Origin of the sequence: Flavobacterium sp. (genome assembly GCF_030146175.1) — a bacterium.
GTDB lineage: Bacteria > Bacteroidota > Bacteroidia > Flavobacteriales > Flavobacteriaceae > Flavobacterium.
Genome location: NZ_JASLCE010000080.1, coordinates 16409 through 29363 on the forward strand (window position 1 = coordinate 16409; position 12955 = coordinate 29363).

General features: G+C 39.3%; 12 protein-coding genes and 1 other RNA gene. 8 read left to right on the top strand and 5 right to left on the bottom strand.

What is annotated here, in order from left to right:
- The first annotated feature begins 7 nt into the window (after positions 1-7).
- The 4 genes from Q1R07_RS09655 to rny all read left to right on the top strand — a co-directional run bounded on the left by Q1R07_RS09655 (position 8) and on the right by rny (position 2376).
- The gene (locus Q1R07_RS09655; RefSeq protein ID WP_300489209.1) at positions 8-298 is read left to right on the top strand and encodes a hypothetical protein; all 291 of its coding nucleotides are present in this window, start codon (positions 8-10) and stop codon (positions 296-298) included.
- A 7-nt stretch (positions 299-305) separates the two neighbouring features.
- A complete protein-coding gene (locus Q1R07_RS09660; protein ID WP_136402375.1) occupies positions 306-599 on the top strand; it encodes a cell division protein ZapA in 294 nt (97 codons plus the stop codon).
- Positions 600-652: 53 nt separating this feature from the next.
- A non-coding RNA gene (gene ssrS / locus Q1R07_RS09665) (6S RNA) lies at positions 653-758 on the top strand.
- A gap of 52 nt (positions 759-810) precedes the next feature.
- The gene (gene rny, locus Q1R07_RS09670) at positions 811-2376 is read left to right on the top strand and encodes a ribonuclease Y (protein ID WP_300489213.1); all 1566 of its coding nucleotides are present in this window, start codon (positions 811-813) and stop codon (positions 2374-2376) included.
- Positions 2377-2436: 60 nt separating this feature from the next.
- Here rny and xerD read toward each other — a convergent pair whose 3' ends face one another.
- Positions 2437-3339, bottom strand: coding sequence for a site-specific tyrosine recombinase XerD (xerD, locus tag Q1R07_RS09675; protein WP_300489215.1), 903 nt, complete (start codon positions 3337-3339; stop codon positions 2437-2439).
- 88 nt (positions 3340-3427) lie between these two features.
- Here xerD and Q1R07_RS09680 point away from each other — a divergent pair, with 88 nt between their 5' ends.
- Entirely contained in the window at positions 3428-4015 is a 588-nt protein-coding gene (locus Q1R07_RS09680) for a porin family protein (RefSeq protein ID WP_300489218.1), read from the top strand.
- Positions 4016-4056: 41 nt separating this feature from the next.
- On the opposite strand, the gene Q1R07_RS09685 is transcribed toward Q1R07_RS09680, so the two are convergent.
- Together Q1R07_RS09685 and Q1R07_RS09690 are read right to left on the bottom strand one after the other, a co-directional pair.
- The gene (locus Q1R07_RS09685; protein WP_300489221.1) at positions 4057-6513 is read right to left on the bottom strand and encodes a T9SS type A sorting domain-containing protein; all 2457 of its coding nucleotides are present in this window, start codon (positions 6511-6513) and stop codon (positions 4057-4059) included.
- Positions 6514-6663: 150 nt separating this feature from the next.
- On the bottom strand, positions 6664-7269 hold the full coding sequence (locus tag Q1R07_RS09690; RefSeq protein WP_300489223.1) for an outer membrane beta-barrel protein: 606 nt from the start codon (positions 7267-7269) through the stop codon (positions 6664-6666).
- A gap of 173 nt (positions 7270-7442) precedes the next feature.
- Here Q1R07_RS09690 and Q1R07_RS09695 point away from each other — a divergent pair, with 173 nt between their 5' ends.
- From Q1R07_RS09695 to Q1R07_RS09705, 3 genes are all read left to right on the top strand, one after another.
- Complete coding sequence (locus tag Q1R07_RS09695) at positions 7443-7997, top strand: porin family protein (RefSeq protein WP_300489225.1); 555 nt, start codon at positions 7443-7445, stop codon at positions 7995-7997.
- A 144-nt stretch (positions 7998-8141) separates the two neighbouring features.
- Positions 8142-8555 (top strand): type II 3-dehydroquinate dehydratase, encoded by a 414-nt coding sequence (gene aroQ, locus Q1R07_RS09700; RefSeq protein WP_300489227.1) that lies wholly within the window; start codon positions 8142-8144, stop codon positions 8553-8555.
- Between the two features lie 66 nt (positions 8556-8621).
- The gene (locus Q1R07_RS09705) at positions 8622-11105 is read left to right on the top strand and encodes a DUF5686 and carboxypeptidase regulatory-like domain-containing protein (protein ID WP_300489229.1); all 2484 of its coding nucleotides are present in this window, start codon (positions 8622-8624) and stop codon (positions 11103-11105) included.
- 40 nt (positions 11106-11145) lie between these two features.
- On the opposite strand, the gene Q1R07_RS09710 is transcribed toward Q1R07_RS09705, so the two are convergent.
- Both Q1R07_RS09710 and Q1R07_RS09715 read right to left on the bottom strand, forming a co-directional pair.
- Positions 11146-11919, bottom strand: coding sequence for a TSUP family transporter (locus tag Q1R07_RS09710; protein ID WP_300489231.1), 774 nt, complete (start codon positions 11917-11919; stop codon positions 11146-11148).
- A 66-nt stretch (positions 11920-11985) separates the two neighbouring features.
- On the bottom strand, positions 11986-12955 hold a 970-nt coding region (locus Q1R07_RS09715; protein ID WP_300489233.1), incomplete at its 5' end, for a UDP-N-acetylglucosamine 1-carboxyvinyltransferase.

Genomic DNA, 12955 nt, shown 5'->3' on the forward strand with positions numbered 1-12955 from the left:
GTCTGCAATGAATGGATTATCGGAAATCATTGATTCTCTTGAACATAAGTTTTCCAAGCTCCTCCTAAAAATGGATGGCCTTGAAAAACAGAATCAGGAATTGCGAAATGAATTATCGAGATCAACAGCAGCGATACACCGTCAGAAAGAGGAAATTACCGCCCTACAGGCGCAGTATGAAAACCTGAAAATGGCGAATTCATTATTAGGCAGTGAAGAAAACAAGAGAGAAACGAAACTCAAAATAAATTCATTAATACGCGAAATTGATTATTGTATAGCACAACTATCGGAATAGAAAGTTTATGGATGACAAGCTCAAAATAAAGATATCTATCGCCGACAGGGTTTACCCGCTAACTGTGGATTATACACAGGAAGAAGGACTCCGAAGTGCCTCCAAAAAGATTGATACAATGATTAAACAATTCGAGGAAAACTATGCCGTGCGCGACAAACAGGATGTTTTAGCCATGTGTGCCTTACAGTTTGCCTCGCAATTGGAACAAAAACAAATTGACAAATCCACTGATTTTCAAGATGCTTTTGATCGCTTAAAAAAAATGGACGACCATCTGAATTCGATTCTATCAAAATAAACACGTTCTTTAAATAGATTAAGATACTGCCTACATTAGTACCTATTTGATAAACTCAACACTAACAAATTAAAATGAGCGAATCATCGTTTCTAAAGCAAGCTGTCCTGAACAGATCCTTGAACAACGAGTTAGCTCAAAACTTGTCTTTACGAGTTTATGCAATAACCCTAATGTAGGCTTTTTTTTATATATAACTTTCAAACACACCATGAGCACAACACTTATAATAATTATTTGCTGTATTGCAGGAACAGGAATCGGTTTTGGAATTGCTAAGTATTTAGAAAAAATCAATGCTTCCACATTGATTAAAAATGCAAAAAGTGAAGCAGCTTCCCTGATAAAAGACGCTAAAACGGAAGGAGAAGCGATCAAAAAGGATAAGATTCTTCAGGCGAAGGAAAAATTCATTGAATTAAAAGCAGAACACGAACAGGTAATTTTAGGTCGCGACAAAAAAATTGCCGAAGCAGAGAAAAGAACCCGCGACAAAGAATCACAGGTATCGAACGAGCTGGCTAAAGCCAAAAAAAGCAACGACGAACTGGAAAACAAAGTTACCGATTACAACAACCGTATTGACGTTCTTGATAAAAAGCAAGCTGAAATCGAAAAGCTTCATAAAAGTCAGGTAGAACAACTGGAAGTCATTTCCGGTCTTTCTGCAGAGGAAGCTAAAAATCAATTGGTAGAAAGCCTGCGTTCGGATGCAAAATCAAGTGCGATGTCGCATATTCAGGAAACAATTGAAGAAGCGAAATTAACCGCACATCAGGAAGCAAAAAAGATCATCATCAACACGATTCAGCGTATTGGTACGGAAGAAGCTGTTGAAAACTGTGTTTCGGTATTCAATATCGAATCCGACGATGTTAAAGGACGTATTATCGGACGTGAAGGTCGTAATATCCGTGCCTTAGAAGCCGCTACCGGAGTGGAAATCATCGTAGACGATACACCGGAAGCCATTATCCTTTCCTGTTTTGACCCGGTTCGCCGTGAAATTGCCCGTCTTGCTTTACACAAGTTAGTAACCGACGGTCGTATTCACCCGGCACGTATCGAAGAGGTAGTTGCTAAAACAGCGAAACAAATTGATGACGAGATTATCGAAGTAGGTAAACGTACCGTAATCGATTTAGGTATCCACGGTTTACATCCGGAGCTTATCAAAATCGTTGGACGTATGAAATACCGTTCGTCTTACGGACAAAACCTGTTACAACACTCGAGAGAAGTTGCCAAACTTTGTGGTGTTATGGCTGCCGAATTAGGATTAAACGTAAAACTAGCCAAAAGAGCCGGTTTATTACACGATATCGGAAAAGTACCGGAAACCGAAAGCGAACTACCACACGCTATTTTAGGTATGCAGTGGGCGGAAAAATACGGTGAAAAAGAAGAGGTTTGCAACGCTATTGGAGCACACCACGACGAGATTGAAATGAAATCGCTTATCGCACCGATTATTCAGGTTTGTGATGCTATTTCGGGAGCACGACCAGGCGCACGACGTCAGGTATTGGATTCCTACATCCAACGTCTGAAAGATCTTGAAGAAATCGCCTACGGATTTAACGGTGTTAAAAACGCTTATGCGATCCAGGCCGGACGTGAACTACGTGTAATCGTAGAAAGTGAAAAAGTGAGCGACGAAATGGCTTCAACGCTATCGTTTGATATTTCACAGAAGATCCAAACCGAAATGACGTATCCGGGTCAGGTAAAAATTACCGTAATCCGTGAAACCAGAGCGGTTAATATTGCCAAATAAATTCACCTGCATAAAAAGACAAAAGCATTTCCAATGGAAATGCTTTTTTTATTTGATCATCTAGTTATTCCGCGGATGGTAGGCGTTTAAAACTTTTGAAAGGTGTTTCCGATCCAGATGCATATAGACTTCGGTAGTGGTTATCGATTCATGTCCAAGCATCATCTGAATGGCACGTAAGTCGGCGCCGTTTTCCAGTAAATGTGTCGCAAAAGAATGCCGGAACGTATGCGGACTAATCGTCTTCTGCAGGTTAATTTTAACCGCCAGGTCTTTGATAATCGTAAAAACCATCGCCCGGGTCAATCCACTTCCCCTACGATTTAAAAACAAGGTGTCTTCAAATCCTTTTTTGATCGTCTGATGATTCCGAATACTGTTTTTATACAGTACAATATATTTTTGAGTCGCCGTACCAATCGGCACAAAACGTTGCTTATTTCCTTTTCCGGTTACTTTGATAAAACCTTCTTCAAAAAACAAATCCGACAACTTTAACGTCACCAATTCCGAAACCCGAAGTCCGCAACTATAAAGCGTTTCCAGCATCGCCCTGTTACGCTCGCCTTCATTTTTAGACAAATCGATCGCTCCGATAAGTTTATCAATTTCTTCCGTTGATAAGGTATCGGGTAATTTTCGCCCCACTTTGGGTATTTCAATCAGCTCCAGCGGTGTCGTTTCCCGATAACCTTCAAAAATCAAAAAATTAAAAAAACTTTTTAGTCCCGAAATAATCCGGGTTTGCGACCGCGCATTGACCACGCCCGAAATTGCATAAATAAAGCCCTGTAAAGCCTGTTCGTCAATTTTTAAGGGCGATACCTCCTGCTGAGTATTTTCGAGGTGTGACACGAGTTTTTCGACATCGAAAGCATAATTGGCAATCGTATTTTCCGACAATCCCCTTTCGAGTTTCAGATACGATTTATACTCTTTTATATACGATTCCCAGTTAGTCATTCACAAGTAGTGTTTGCATCAAAAACAATCTGTAAGTAATTTTTGGCATGATTTCTGGATAAAGTTAAAAAACTTAAAATTCAACACTATGAAATTTACAAAATTTTTATCAGCCAGCCTGTTATTTTTAGCCGCAATCACTACTGCTAATGCACAGGAAAAAGCAAGTTTTGGTATTAAAGGTGGGATGAACTTTTCCACTGTAACTCAAGGTAAATTCGAAGATGGCCCGGACAATCGCACCGGTTTCCATATTGGTGTAGTCGGTGAAGTTCCAATCGTTTCCAACGTATTCTCCATTCAGCCGGAGGTTTTATATTCCCAACAGGGATTTGAGAGTAATTACAATTTACTCGGAACGTCCTATACCACAAAACACAAAATCGATTACCTGAATATTCCGGTTTTAGCCAAATTGTACATCATCAAGCAACTTAGCGTGGAAGCTGGTCCGCAATTTGGATTCAAACTAAACGAAAGTCATGATACTAACGACAATTCCATCGAAACCAATGAAGTAAACAAATTCGACACTGCTTTGGCGATCGGTGCTTCCTTTAACTTTGATAACGGTTTGTTTTTAACCGGTCGTTATACCTATAGTTTAAATGAGGTCGTAAAAGATACCGATGCGAAAAACAAAGTCTTCCAGGTCGGACTTGGATTTAAATTCTAAAATATAAAAAACGCCTCTCAAATGAGAGGCGTTTTTTGTTATTATTCGATTGTAAACTTGATACTTTTTAATTCTCCGGATGGATTTCTATAGGTCATCATATAGACCCCTGTAGCAAATCGGGACACATCTACTGAAAGCGTTTGTCCTTTATCCTGATTGGTATTGGATTCAAAAGTATATACCGTTTTTCCGTAAAAATCGACAATTGAAAGCAATTCGTTATCATTCGACTCGATATTCAATCGCTCTTTAACCGGAACCGGATACAATAATGGTTTTACATCCATATTATTTTCTTTAGCCATTTCCAGACCTAATGCCTCACGAGCCATTTTACCACTGGTCGACATTCTGTTGTTTTTATAGGCTGTAGCCGCACAAATCGTTGTTAATTCTGCCTGCGTAACCGGTACAACTTTATTTGTTGGCACTGCCGGATTAAATCCACCCTGAGCGGCATAAGCCTGCGCATCGGTAATATAATTCGAACCTGTCATGTTATATCCTGCCGGAGCTGCTTTTAACTCAATCGGATACGTTACGACGTATAATACGTTTTGCGCATCCGGATTATCCGTACGTTTTAGGTTTAAAATAAATTTAAGTTTAAATCCTTTGACTTTTGGCTCCAAAAACTCAGGTCTAGGCGTCACTGAATTAGGATTTACTAGCAAACTAAGATTCGATCTAAAGTGAAATGGCGTTAAATACATTGTATGATTAGGCACGGGATCTGTTTGTTGGTAGCTAAACGGTCTGCTGGCTCCATAATCCCAAGGACAAACTCCAATAGAACCACTGTAGCATGTAAACTTTGAATCCGGTATAGTAGCCATCGGATTATACTTTAATCGTTTTTTTACTCCTCCCTCAGTTTGTGTTACATTATACAAATAACTAAAGGCATAATCATTTTTATAGTTCTTGATTCCAATAGAGTTATAACTATTCTGAAAAAGAGCAGTCTCCTCGTCGACAGATGGTCCTTTTGTCGTTCCGGCGATATCCAATCCATTACTCATATCCACATCCACACCAACCACCTTTGGACTCGGATATAATCTTGAATACACGACAGAAGGTTTTACATATTCTGTAACCAACATTACTTCTGCATCTTGCAACACCAACCCACTAGCCGGATTGATTGCATATTTTAGCACATCTCCGGATAATTTATAATTCCTTTTAATAAAGTTATACTTGTTCTTTACAAACCAATATTCAGCCGTTCCAAAACTGCTGATCACTTCTCTATTGATAAACTCTTTGGCTTCTGTCGTTTCGGTATAATACATCACTGGAGCGTTGATCAATGAAAAAACACCCATTGTTTCGTTATATAACGGTTGCCCTCCAGTAATTCCTGTTAGCGCATTCTGCTTTTGTGATCCCGGAAGTCCGATTGTCTGATTGTGCATCGGATCCTGAGTTGCAATAGTCCCCTCTATTTTAACATCCAGATTCACGCTTAGAGGTGCTAATTGTATCGGACCATTTCCACTTGAACCACCACCAAACAATCCGCCCAAAAATTTAACCGCCTCACCTACATACGGCAGTGCTTTTAAACCTGCTTTCAGGAATTGATTCCCTTTCATCGCATCTCCAAGTGACTTGATTGCATTAATGGTTAAACCATTATCTGCGAGGTTTTTATATATCTTCTCATAATTATCTACAAATTTTTGGGTACCGCTGTGAACTTTCATCATCTTATTACTGATGTTAGTTGCCGTTTTCCAAAAGTTTCCATCCGATGAAGCCGACCCCTGTCCGTTTGAAATCGTAGTAATCGTTCCCGTTATCTTTCCGGTTAACTCTACCGATGAATTGCTGATCAATTCAGAATACAGCAATAATCGTGACGATTCCGTAAAGCTACAGGTACAGGGATCATAGTTCATTTTAAACTCGGCATACGCCCAGGAATTATTATCGTTATAAAATTTTAAGGCCGTACTCATCGATGGATTTTGAACGTGTGGTGTATCCAGCGCTTTTTCATTATTAGCCATATCCAACACATTGGTCTGGAATCCCGGTGCAAACTTCAAGGTTAGCATCGCTCCGTTATAATTTACATTACGACACCATTTTACCAGAATACGCACTATTCCGGTATACTTATTATACATCATAATGTAGGTATGTTCCGGTCGAGCTAGTAACGGATTATTATTATTATCATACCCCATATTATAGGCTACCATCTCCCAACCGTTTTCCGGTTTCATATCCTTATCAAGGGAAAGCGGTAATAATTCCAGCTGATTTGACTCAAACGGATTGGGTGTGTACGAATTTGGATTACATTGTGAATTGATCGGATATACCGCATTTGTAGTAGTCCAGTCAAAAAAATTCCGGTAATTCGTTTGAAGCGGATTTACCGGGTTTGCCGGGTTCGTACTAATCCCATTTGGCGGACATACACTTTGTGCGCTAATCACATTTGCGACCAGTAATGAAAACAGTGTTACTTTTAGATTCATAATTAATAGTATTTTTATTGTTAAAAATAATAATACAAAACTAAAAAAAATCCTACTTTATAATAAAGTAGGATTTAAATTTTTATCACTTTTTAGATATAAAAAAAGCCTCCCATTGGGAGGCTTTCTTTTATAAAATCTAAACTTAGATTAGAATTTGTAAACTAAACCTAATTTAATGCTAGCCATATTTACATTTAAACCGAAGTTGTTTGTAGACTCAGCACCGTCAGCGTCTGGCTTAGAAGTTCTGTATGCTAATTCACCAAAAGTAGCTTCTAAAGCGAAGTTTTTAGATACGAAGTAGCTAACACCTGGAGCTAAAGCAACGTCAAATCCGTTTACTTTTCCTTCAGCAGAAACACCAGCTGCAGTAGTTTTTACTTTACTGTTGTTGTAGTCAAATCCTAACTGTCCAAACATAGAAAATTTAGAAGCTGGAGTGAAGTAATATCTACCGAAAGCACCAACTGTAAATTTATCAGTTTTAGTTTCAGTTAAAGCATTTGGCTCATCTTTCTCAGAAGTGTATCCAAGTTTTACTCCAACTGCGATATTTTCAGTTACGAAATATGCAGCTCTTGGAGAAATATCAAAAGAATTGTTTTTTGCATCACCAGTTTTAGTAGTACCAAAACCTACTGATCCAGAAATGAATACATCTCCTTTAGAGAAACCTTCACCTTTAGCTTCTTCCTGAGCGTTAGCAAATCCGAAAGCGAATACTGCTGCTACTGTTAAAATAATCTTTTTCATGATTGTTTTGTTTATTAAAATTAACGAGGCAAATGTATAAAAAAAACTATTCGTTGATCACGACATATGTCCAAAAGAAAAATAATTTTAATACTATTTTTCACAAAAAAACGTTATATATTTGATCAACAATATCTTACAAGAATATTAAAAAATCCCTAAAATCTGTTTTTATGAAAAAAAATCTGTTTTTTTTAGTAGTATTCACCTTATTTTGTACTCCTTTTTATGCCCAAATGATCCAATTTGGGGTGAAAGCCGGAGTGAATTTCGCCAATTTTACCGGTGGTAATGTCGAAGGTTATGACTTTAAAACCATAACCAGTTATCACGCCGGGATTGTTTCGGAGATTAAATTACTAGAAAACCTTTCCATCCAACCGGAGCTTTTGTATTCTACTCAGGGTGCCAAACTGGAAGGATTAGGTGATCAGATTAAAAATGAATTGGGCTATATCTCTATTCCGGTACTGGCCAAATTCTATCTGACTTCAAACAAACTTAGTCTGGAATTAGGACCACAGGCTTCCTTCCTGGTAAGCGAACGCAATAAAGTGAGTTCAAATGATTCCAAAACTTTTGATTTTGCCGTTGCCGGTGGTTTGAGTTATAAAATAACCAATAGTATTTTTATACAGGGTCGCTATGCCCTTGGTCTTACCGAAGTCTCTAAAGATGCGGATGTCAAAAACTCGACCATCCAATTTTCTTTAGGCTATATGTTTTAACCTCACTCATAGGTTAGTTAGTAAGGGGATTGTTTTCGAACAATCCCTTTTTTAATCTCGTTACTCGCATTACTGACAGGTTTTAAAAATCAGTCAGGTGTAATAAAATGCTATTTTTAGTTATTTTTACAAAAAAAAGCATTCATGAAACTGATCATTATTAACGGCCCGAATCTAAACCTCTTAGGAAAACGCGAACCCGAAATATACGGTTCCCAAACTTTTGAGGATTATTTTAAGATCCTGCAAAACCGCTTTCCCAATATTCATCTGGAATATTATCAGAGTAATATCGAAGGCGAGCTGATCTCCAAAATCCAGGAAAAAGGGTTCGATTTTGACGGTATCATCCTGAATGCCGGTGCCTATACGCATACTTCCATTGGTATTGGCGATGCGATTAAAGCCGTGACTACTCCGGTGATCGAGGTTCATATTTCCAATACTTTTTCCAGAGAGCCTTTCCGCCACCAATCCTATATTTCGCCGAATGCCAAAGGGGTTATTATTGGTTTCGGTTTACAGAGTTATGATCTGGCGTTGCAATCTTTTTTATAACCCATGCAACCTTTTTGGATTTTAAAGCGTCATTAGTATAATGAAACGCCTTAATACCCAATTCCGATGAAAAAAACAATTACACTACTCACTCTTTTATGTACGTTCCTTTCCATGGCTCAGATCCGTGGAAAAGTGGTTACCAGTGCCGGTCAGCCGTTACCTTATGCCAGCGTATTGATTGAGAATACCTATAATGGTACCTCAACCAACGACAACGGTTTCTACGAAATCAGCGTAAAAGATCAGGGAACCTACACCCTTATTTACCAATGTCTGGGTTTTAAAACCAAAAAAATAACCGTTAACGTGAACCGCCTACCTTATATAGTAGAGGACGTTACGCTTGCCGATGAAAATTTTATTCTGAATGAGGTGGTCATCAACAATAAAGAAAATCCGGCTAATGCTATTATTCGTAGTGCTATTGCCAGTCGGAAAAAGAATATGGCCAAATCGGATAAGTTTGAAGCCGATTTCTACTCCCGTGGAATTTTCCGTGTCAAGGATATGCCGAAAAAAATATTAGGACAGGAAATTGGTGATATGAATGGCTCCATCGATTCAACCGGTACCGGAATCATCTATTTATCGGAAACCGTTTCGAAAATCGCGTTCGAAAAACCGAATAACCTTCGCGAGGAAATCATCGCCTCCAAAGTGAGCGGAAACGACAAAGGTTTTAGCTATAACACCGCTCGCGGTACGCATTACGATTTTTACGAGAATTACGTCAATTTCGGAATCAATATGGTATCGCCCATCGCGAATAATGCGTTTAACTATTATAAGTATACGTTGGAAAGCACGTTTTTCGACAACTATAATCATTTGATCAATAAAATTAAAATCACACCGAAACGCGACAAAGAGCCCGTTTTTGAAGGTTATATCTATATCGTAGAAGACACCTGGGCCATTTATGCCGTAGATCTGGACATAAAAGGTTATCGTATGCAGGAACCGGTGATGGAAACGATGAAACTGACTCAGAATTTCACCTATAATACCGGAACCGGAATCTGGGCCAAAAATATTCAGACAATGGATTTTACAGCGGGGATTTTCGGGATTAAATTTACCGGTAAGTTTACGCACGTATTCAACAATTATGTTTTCCGCGATAGCTTTGAAAAGAAAACCTTCCGAAACGAAATCGTTACGATTCAGAAAGAAGCCAATAAAAAAGACAATACCTATTGGGATGCATTCCGTCCGGTTCCGCTAACCGATGAGGAAGTAACCGACTATCATAAAAAAGACAGTATTCAAACGCTAAGAACCTCTCGGGTTTATCTGGATTCCATCGATGCAAAAAAGAATAAATTCAGCCTGAGTGATATTCTTTTTGGTTATACGCATCGCAATTCGTTTAAAAAACAAATTTTTAGCTACGACGGTGTAATCGATCCGACTTCCGTTAATTTTAATACTGTACAGGGATGGAATCTGAATTCCGGTTTTTCATTCCGCACCTGGGATGACGAAAAAGGGAGCGCTACCACCATTAGCAGTAAACTGAATTATGGTTTTGCCGAAAACCGTTTGCGCGTTGTGGGTAACATTTACCACCGTTTTAATTCGATTAATAATGCGTCTCTGAATATTTCCGGAGGAAGTAGTATCCAGCAGTTTAACGCCGCACAGCCGATTAGCAACATCCTGAATTCGGTAACTACATTGTTCTTTAAAAACAACTTTGCAAAATTCTATAACAAAGAGTTTATTAGTATCTTTTACGGACAAGAGGTTGTTAATGGGATTACATTAAATGGAAAATTGGAGTATTCTGCCCGAAAACCGTTATTCAACAATACGGATTACGTTATTTTTAAACGCGACAAACCGTATACCTCAAACAATCCGTTACTCCCGGAAGACAATACGATCGCAGCACTGGAAAAACACAATCTTGTAAAAGCCGGTATCGCCACCCGAATCCGATTTGGTCAGAAATATATCTCCAGACCGGATCGAAAAGTGAACATTCCGAACGAAAAATATCCGACACTATCGCTGGCCTATGAAAAAGCATTTGCCGGAAGTTCCGACAATTACAATTACGATCTTGTTTCCGGTGCTATCGATTACAACACCCGATTGGGAAATAAAGGGGATTTGGGAATCCGTTTTAAAGCCGGTAAGTTTTTTAATGCCGATAATATTTCGTTTGTCGACTATAAACATTTTAACGGAAATCAGACGCATATCGGAACCAGCGACCGCTATCTGAATGTATTCAACCTGTTACCCTACTATTCCAACAGTACAAACGATGCGTATTTAGAAACGCATATCGAACACGATTTTAAAGGGTATATTATGAATAAAATTCCGCTATTAAACAAATTGCAGTGGAATCTGGTAGTTGGATTTCACCAGATTAATGTACCAAATGCCAAACCATATCAGGAGTTTACTGCCGGTTTCGACAATATCGGATGGGGTAAATTCCGTATGTTCCGTGTGGATTATGTACGCTCCTATCAGAATGGTTTCCAAACCGATGGTGTTGTTTTTGGTCTGAAGATTCTCAATATAATCGAATAACAATGCTATGTAAAACCTGTCCGATTTTATCCGACAGGTTTTATTTTTTTATAAAGATATCATACGCAAAACGGATCAGCGTTCCGATAACGACTACCAAAAAGAAGATCCGGATAAAACCGTTTCCTTTATTAAGAGCCAGTTTGGCACCAACCCATCCGCCCAAAGCATTACTGGCCGCCATTGGCAAAGCGATCATCCAGATAATTTTTCCTTTAAGCAAAAACAGGCATATCGATCCGAAATTGGTTGCCAGATTGACCAGCTTGGCATTCGTTGAGGCTTGTAAAAAATCCATTCCCAACAGGGAAATAAAACCTACTACAAAAAAACTTCCGGTTCCGGGACCGATAAATCCATCGTAAAACCCAACAATACAGCTAATAATCGCGCCGCGGATTACGATTGTCCGCGGACTAATTTCCGCTTCTTCCTTACGCTGACCAAAGTCTTTTTTAAGAAAGGTATAAATCGCCAACGCAATCAGAATCACCAACAGCAACGGTTTCATAAAATCGTTACTAACCATTGTAAGCACCTGCGATCCGGCAAAAGCCGATACAAAGGCCAAAACAGCCATCAGGAGTAATAACCGCCATTTAACGGTTACTTTTTTAATATATTGATACGCTGCAGATGACGTTCCGCAAAAGGCCGGTATTTTGAGCGAACCAATCACCGACGACACCGCATAATTTGGCAACAAGATCAACGCTGCCGGAGTTTGTATCAATCCGCCGCCACCTACAATGGCATCCACAAAACCAGCTACAAATGCAGCCAGACAAAGTAATACTATAGTAATCGTTTCCATATTCCAAAAGAAAAAGAGCCAAATCCCATTTGGATTCAGCTCTTTTGCTATACTGCTTTAATTATATTATACGCGAACGATGTTGGCTCCGATAGCGCGTAATCTTTCGTCAATTTTTTCGTATCCGCGATCGATTTGCTCGATATTCTGAATGATACTACTTCCTTTGGCTGATAATGCCGCGATTAGTAATGAAATACCGGCACGGATATCCGGTGAGGACATCGTAGTTGCTTTTAATTGCGATTTAAAGTTATGTCCGATAATCGTTGCTCTATGCGGATCGCAAAGGATGATTTTGGCGCCCATATCGATCAATTTATCGACGAAGAACAAACGGCTTTCGAACATCTTCTGGTGAATCAGCACTTCTCCTTTGGCCTGTGTTGCCACAACCAAAACGATACTTAGCAAATCGGGAGTGAATCCCGGCCAAGGCGCATCGGCAATCGTAAGGATCGATCCGTCGATATCGGTTTTGATTTCATATCCGTCCACATGAGCCGGAATATAGATATCGTCTCCTTTTCGTTCCAAGGTGATTCCCAGTTTGCGGAACGTATTTGGAATAACGCCCAGGTTATCCCAGCTTACGTCTTTAATGGTGATTTCACTTTGTGTCATCGCTGCCAAACCAATCCACGAACCGATTTCGATCATGTCCGGAAGAATTCGGTGTTCGCATCCGCCCAAACGCTCCACTCCTTCGATTTCCAACAGGTTGGAACCTACTCCGGTGATTTTAGCGCCCATCGCGTTTAGCATTTTACACAATTGCTGTAAATACGGCTCACACGCAGCGTTATAAATGGTAGTTTTTCCTTCGGCCAAAACAGCTGCCATTACGATATTGGCGGTTCCGGTTACAGAAGCTTCGTCTAAAAGCATATAGGTACCTTTTAGTTTTTCGGCTTCCACTCCGTAGAAATAGTCTTCTTTATTATAGCGGAATTTTGCTCCTAAATTGATAAACCCTTCAAAGTGGGTATCCAAACGACGACGTCCGATTTTGTCTCCACCCGGTTTTGGAATATAT

What these genes read in the sequence shown, in the direction of transcription:
- Q1R07_RS09695 (WP_300489225.1), top strand. Translation starts at nt 7,443, where the DNA reads ATGAAAAAAAATCTGTTTTTTTTAGTAGTATTCACCTTATTTTGTACT.
- Q1R07_RS09705 (WP_300489229.1), top strand. Translation starts at nt 8,622, where the DNA reads ATGAAAAAAACAATTACACTACTCACTCTTTTATGTACGTTCCTTTCC.
- Q1R07_RS09690 (WP_300489223.1), bottom strand. Translation starts at nt 7,269, where the DNA reads ATGAAAAAGATTATTTTAACAGTAGCAGCAGTATTCGCTTTCGGATTT.
- Q1R07_RS09710 (WP_300489231.1), bottom strand. Translation starts at nt 11,919, where the DNA reads ATGGAAACGATTACTATAGTATTACTTTGTCTGGCTGCATTTGTAGCT.
- Q1R07_RS09655 (WP_300489209.1), top strand. Translation starts at nt 8, where the DNA reads ATGAATGGATTATCGGAAATCATTGATTCTCTTGAACATAAGTTTTCC.
- Q1R07_RS09685 (WP_300489221.1), bottom strand. Translation starts at nt 6,513, where the DNA reads ATGAATCTAAAAGTAACACTGTTTTCATTACTGGTCGCAAATGTGATT.
- xerD (WP_300489215.1), bottom strand. Translation starts at nt 3,339, where the DNA reads ATGACTAACTGGGAATCGTATATAAAAGAGTATAAATCGTATCTGAAA.
- aroQ (WP_300489227.1), top strand. Translation starts at nt 8,142, where the DNA reads ATGAAACTGATCATTATTAACGGCCCGAATCTAAACCTCTTAGGAAAA.
- Q1R07_RS09660 (WP_136402375.1), top strand. Translation starts at nt 306, where the DNA reads ATGGATGACAAGCTCAAAATAAAGATATCTATCGCCGACAGGGTTTAC.
- Q1R07_RS09680 (WP_300489218.1), top strand. Translation starts at nt 3,428, where the DNA reads ATGAAATTTACAAAATTTTTATCAGCCAGCCTGTTATTTTTAGCCGCA.
- rny (WP_300489213.1), top strand. Translation starts at nt 811, where the DNA reads ATGAGCACAACACTTATAATAATTATTTGCTGTATTGCAGGAACAGGA.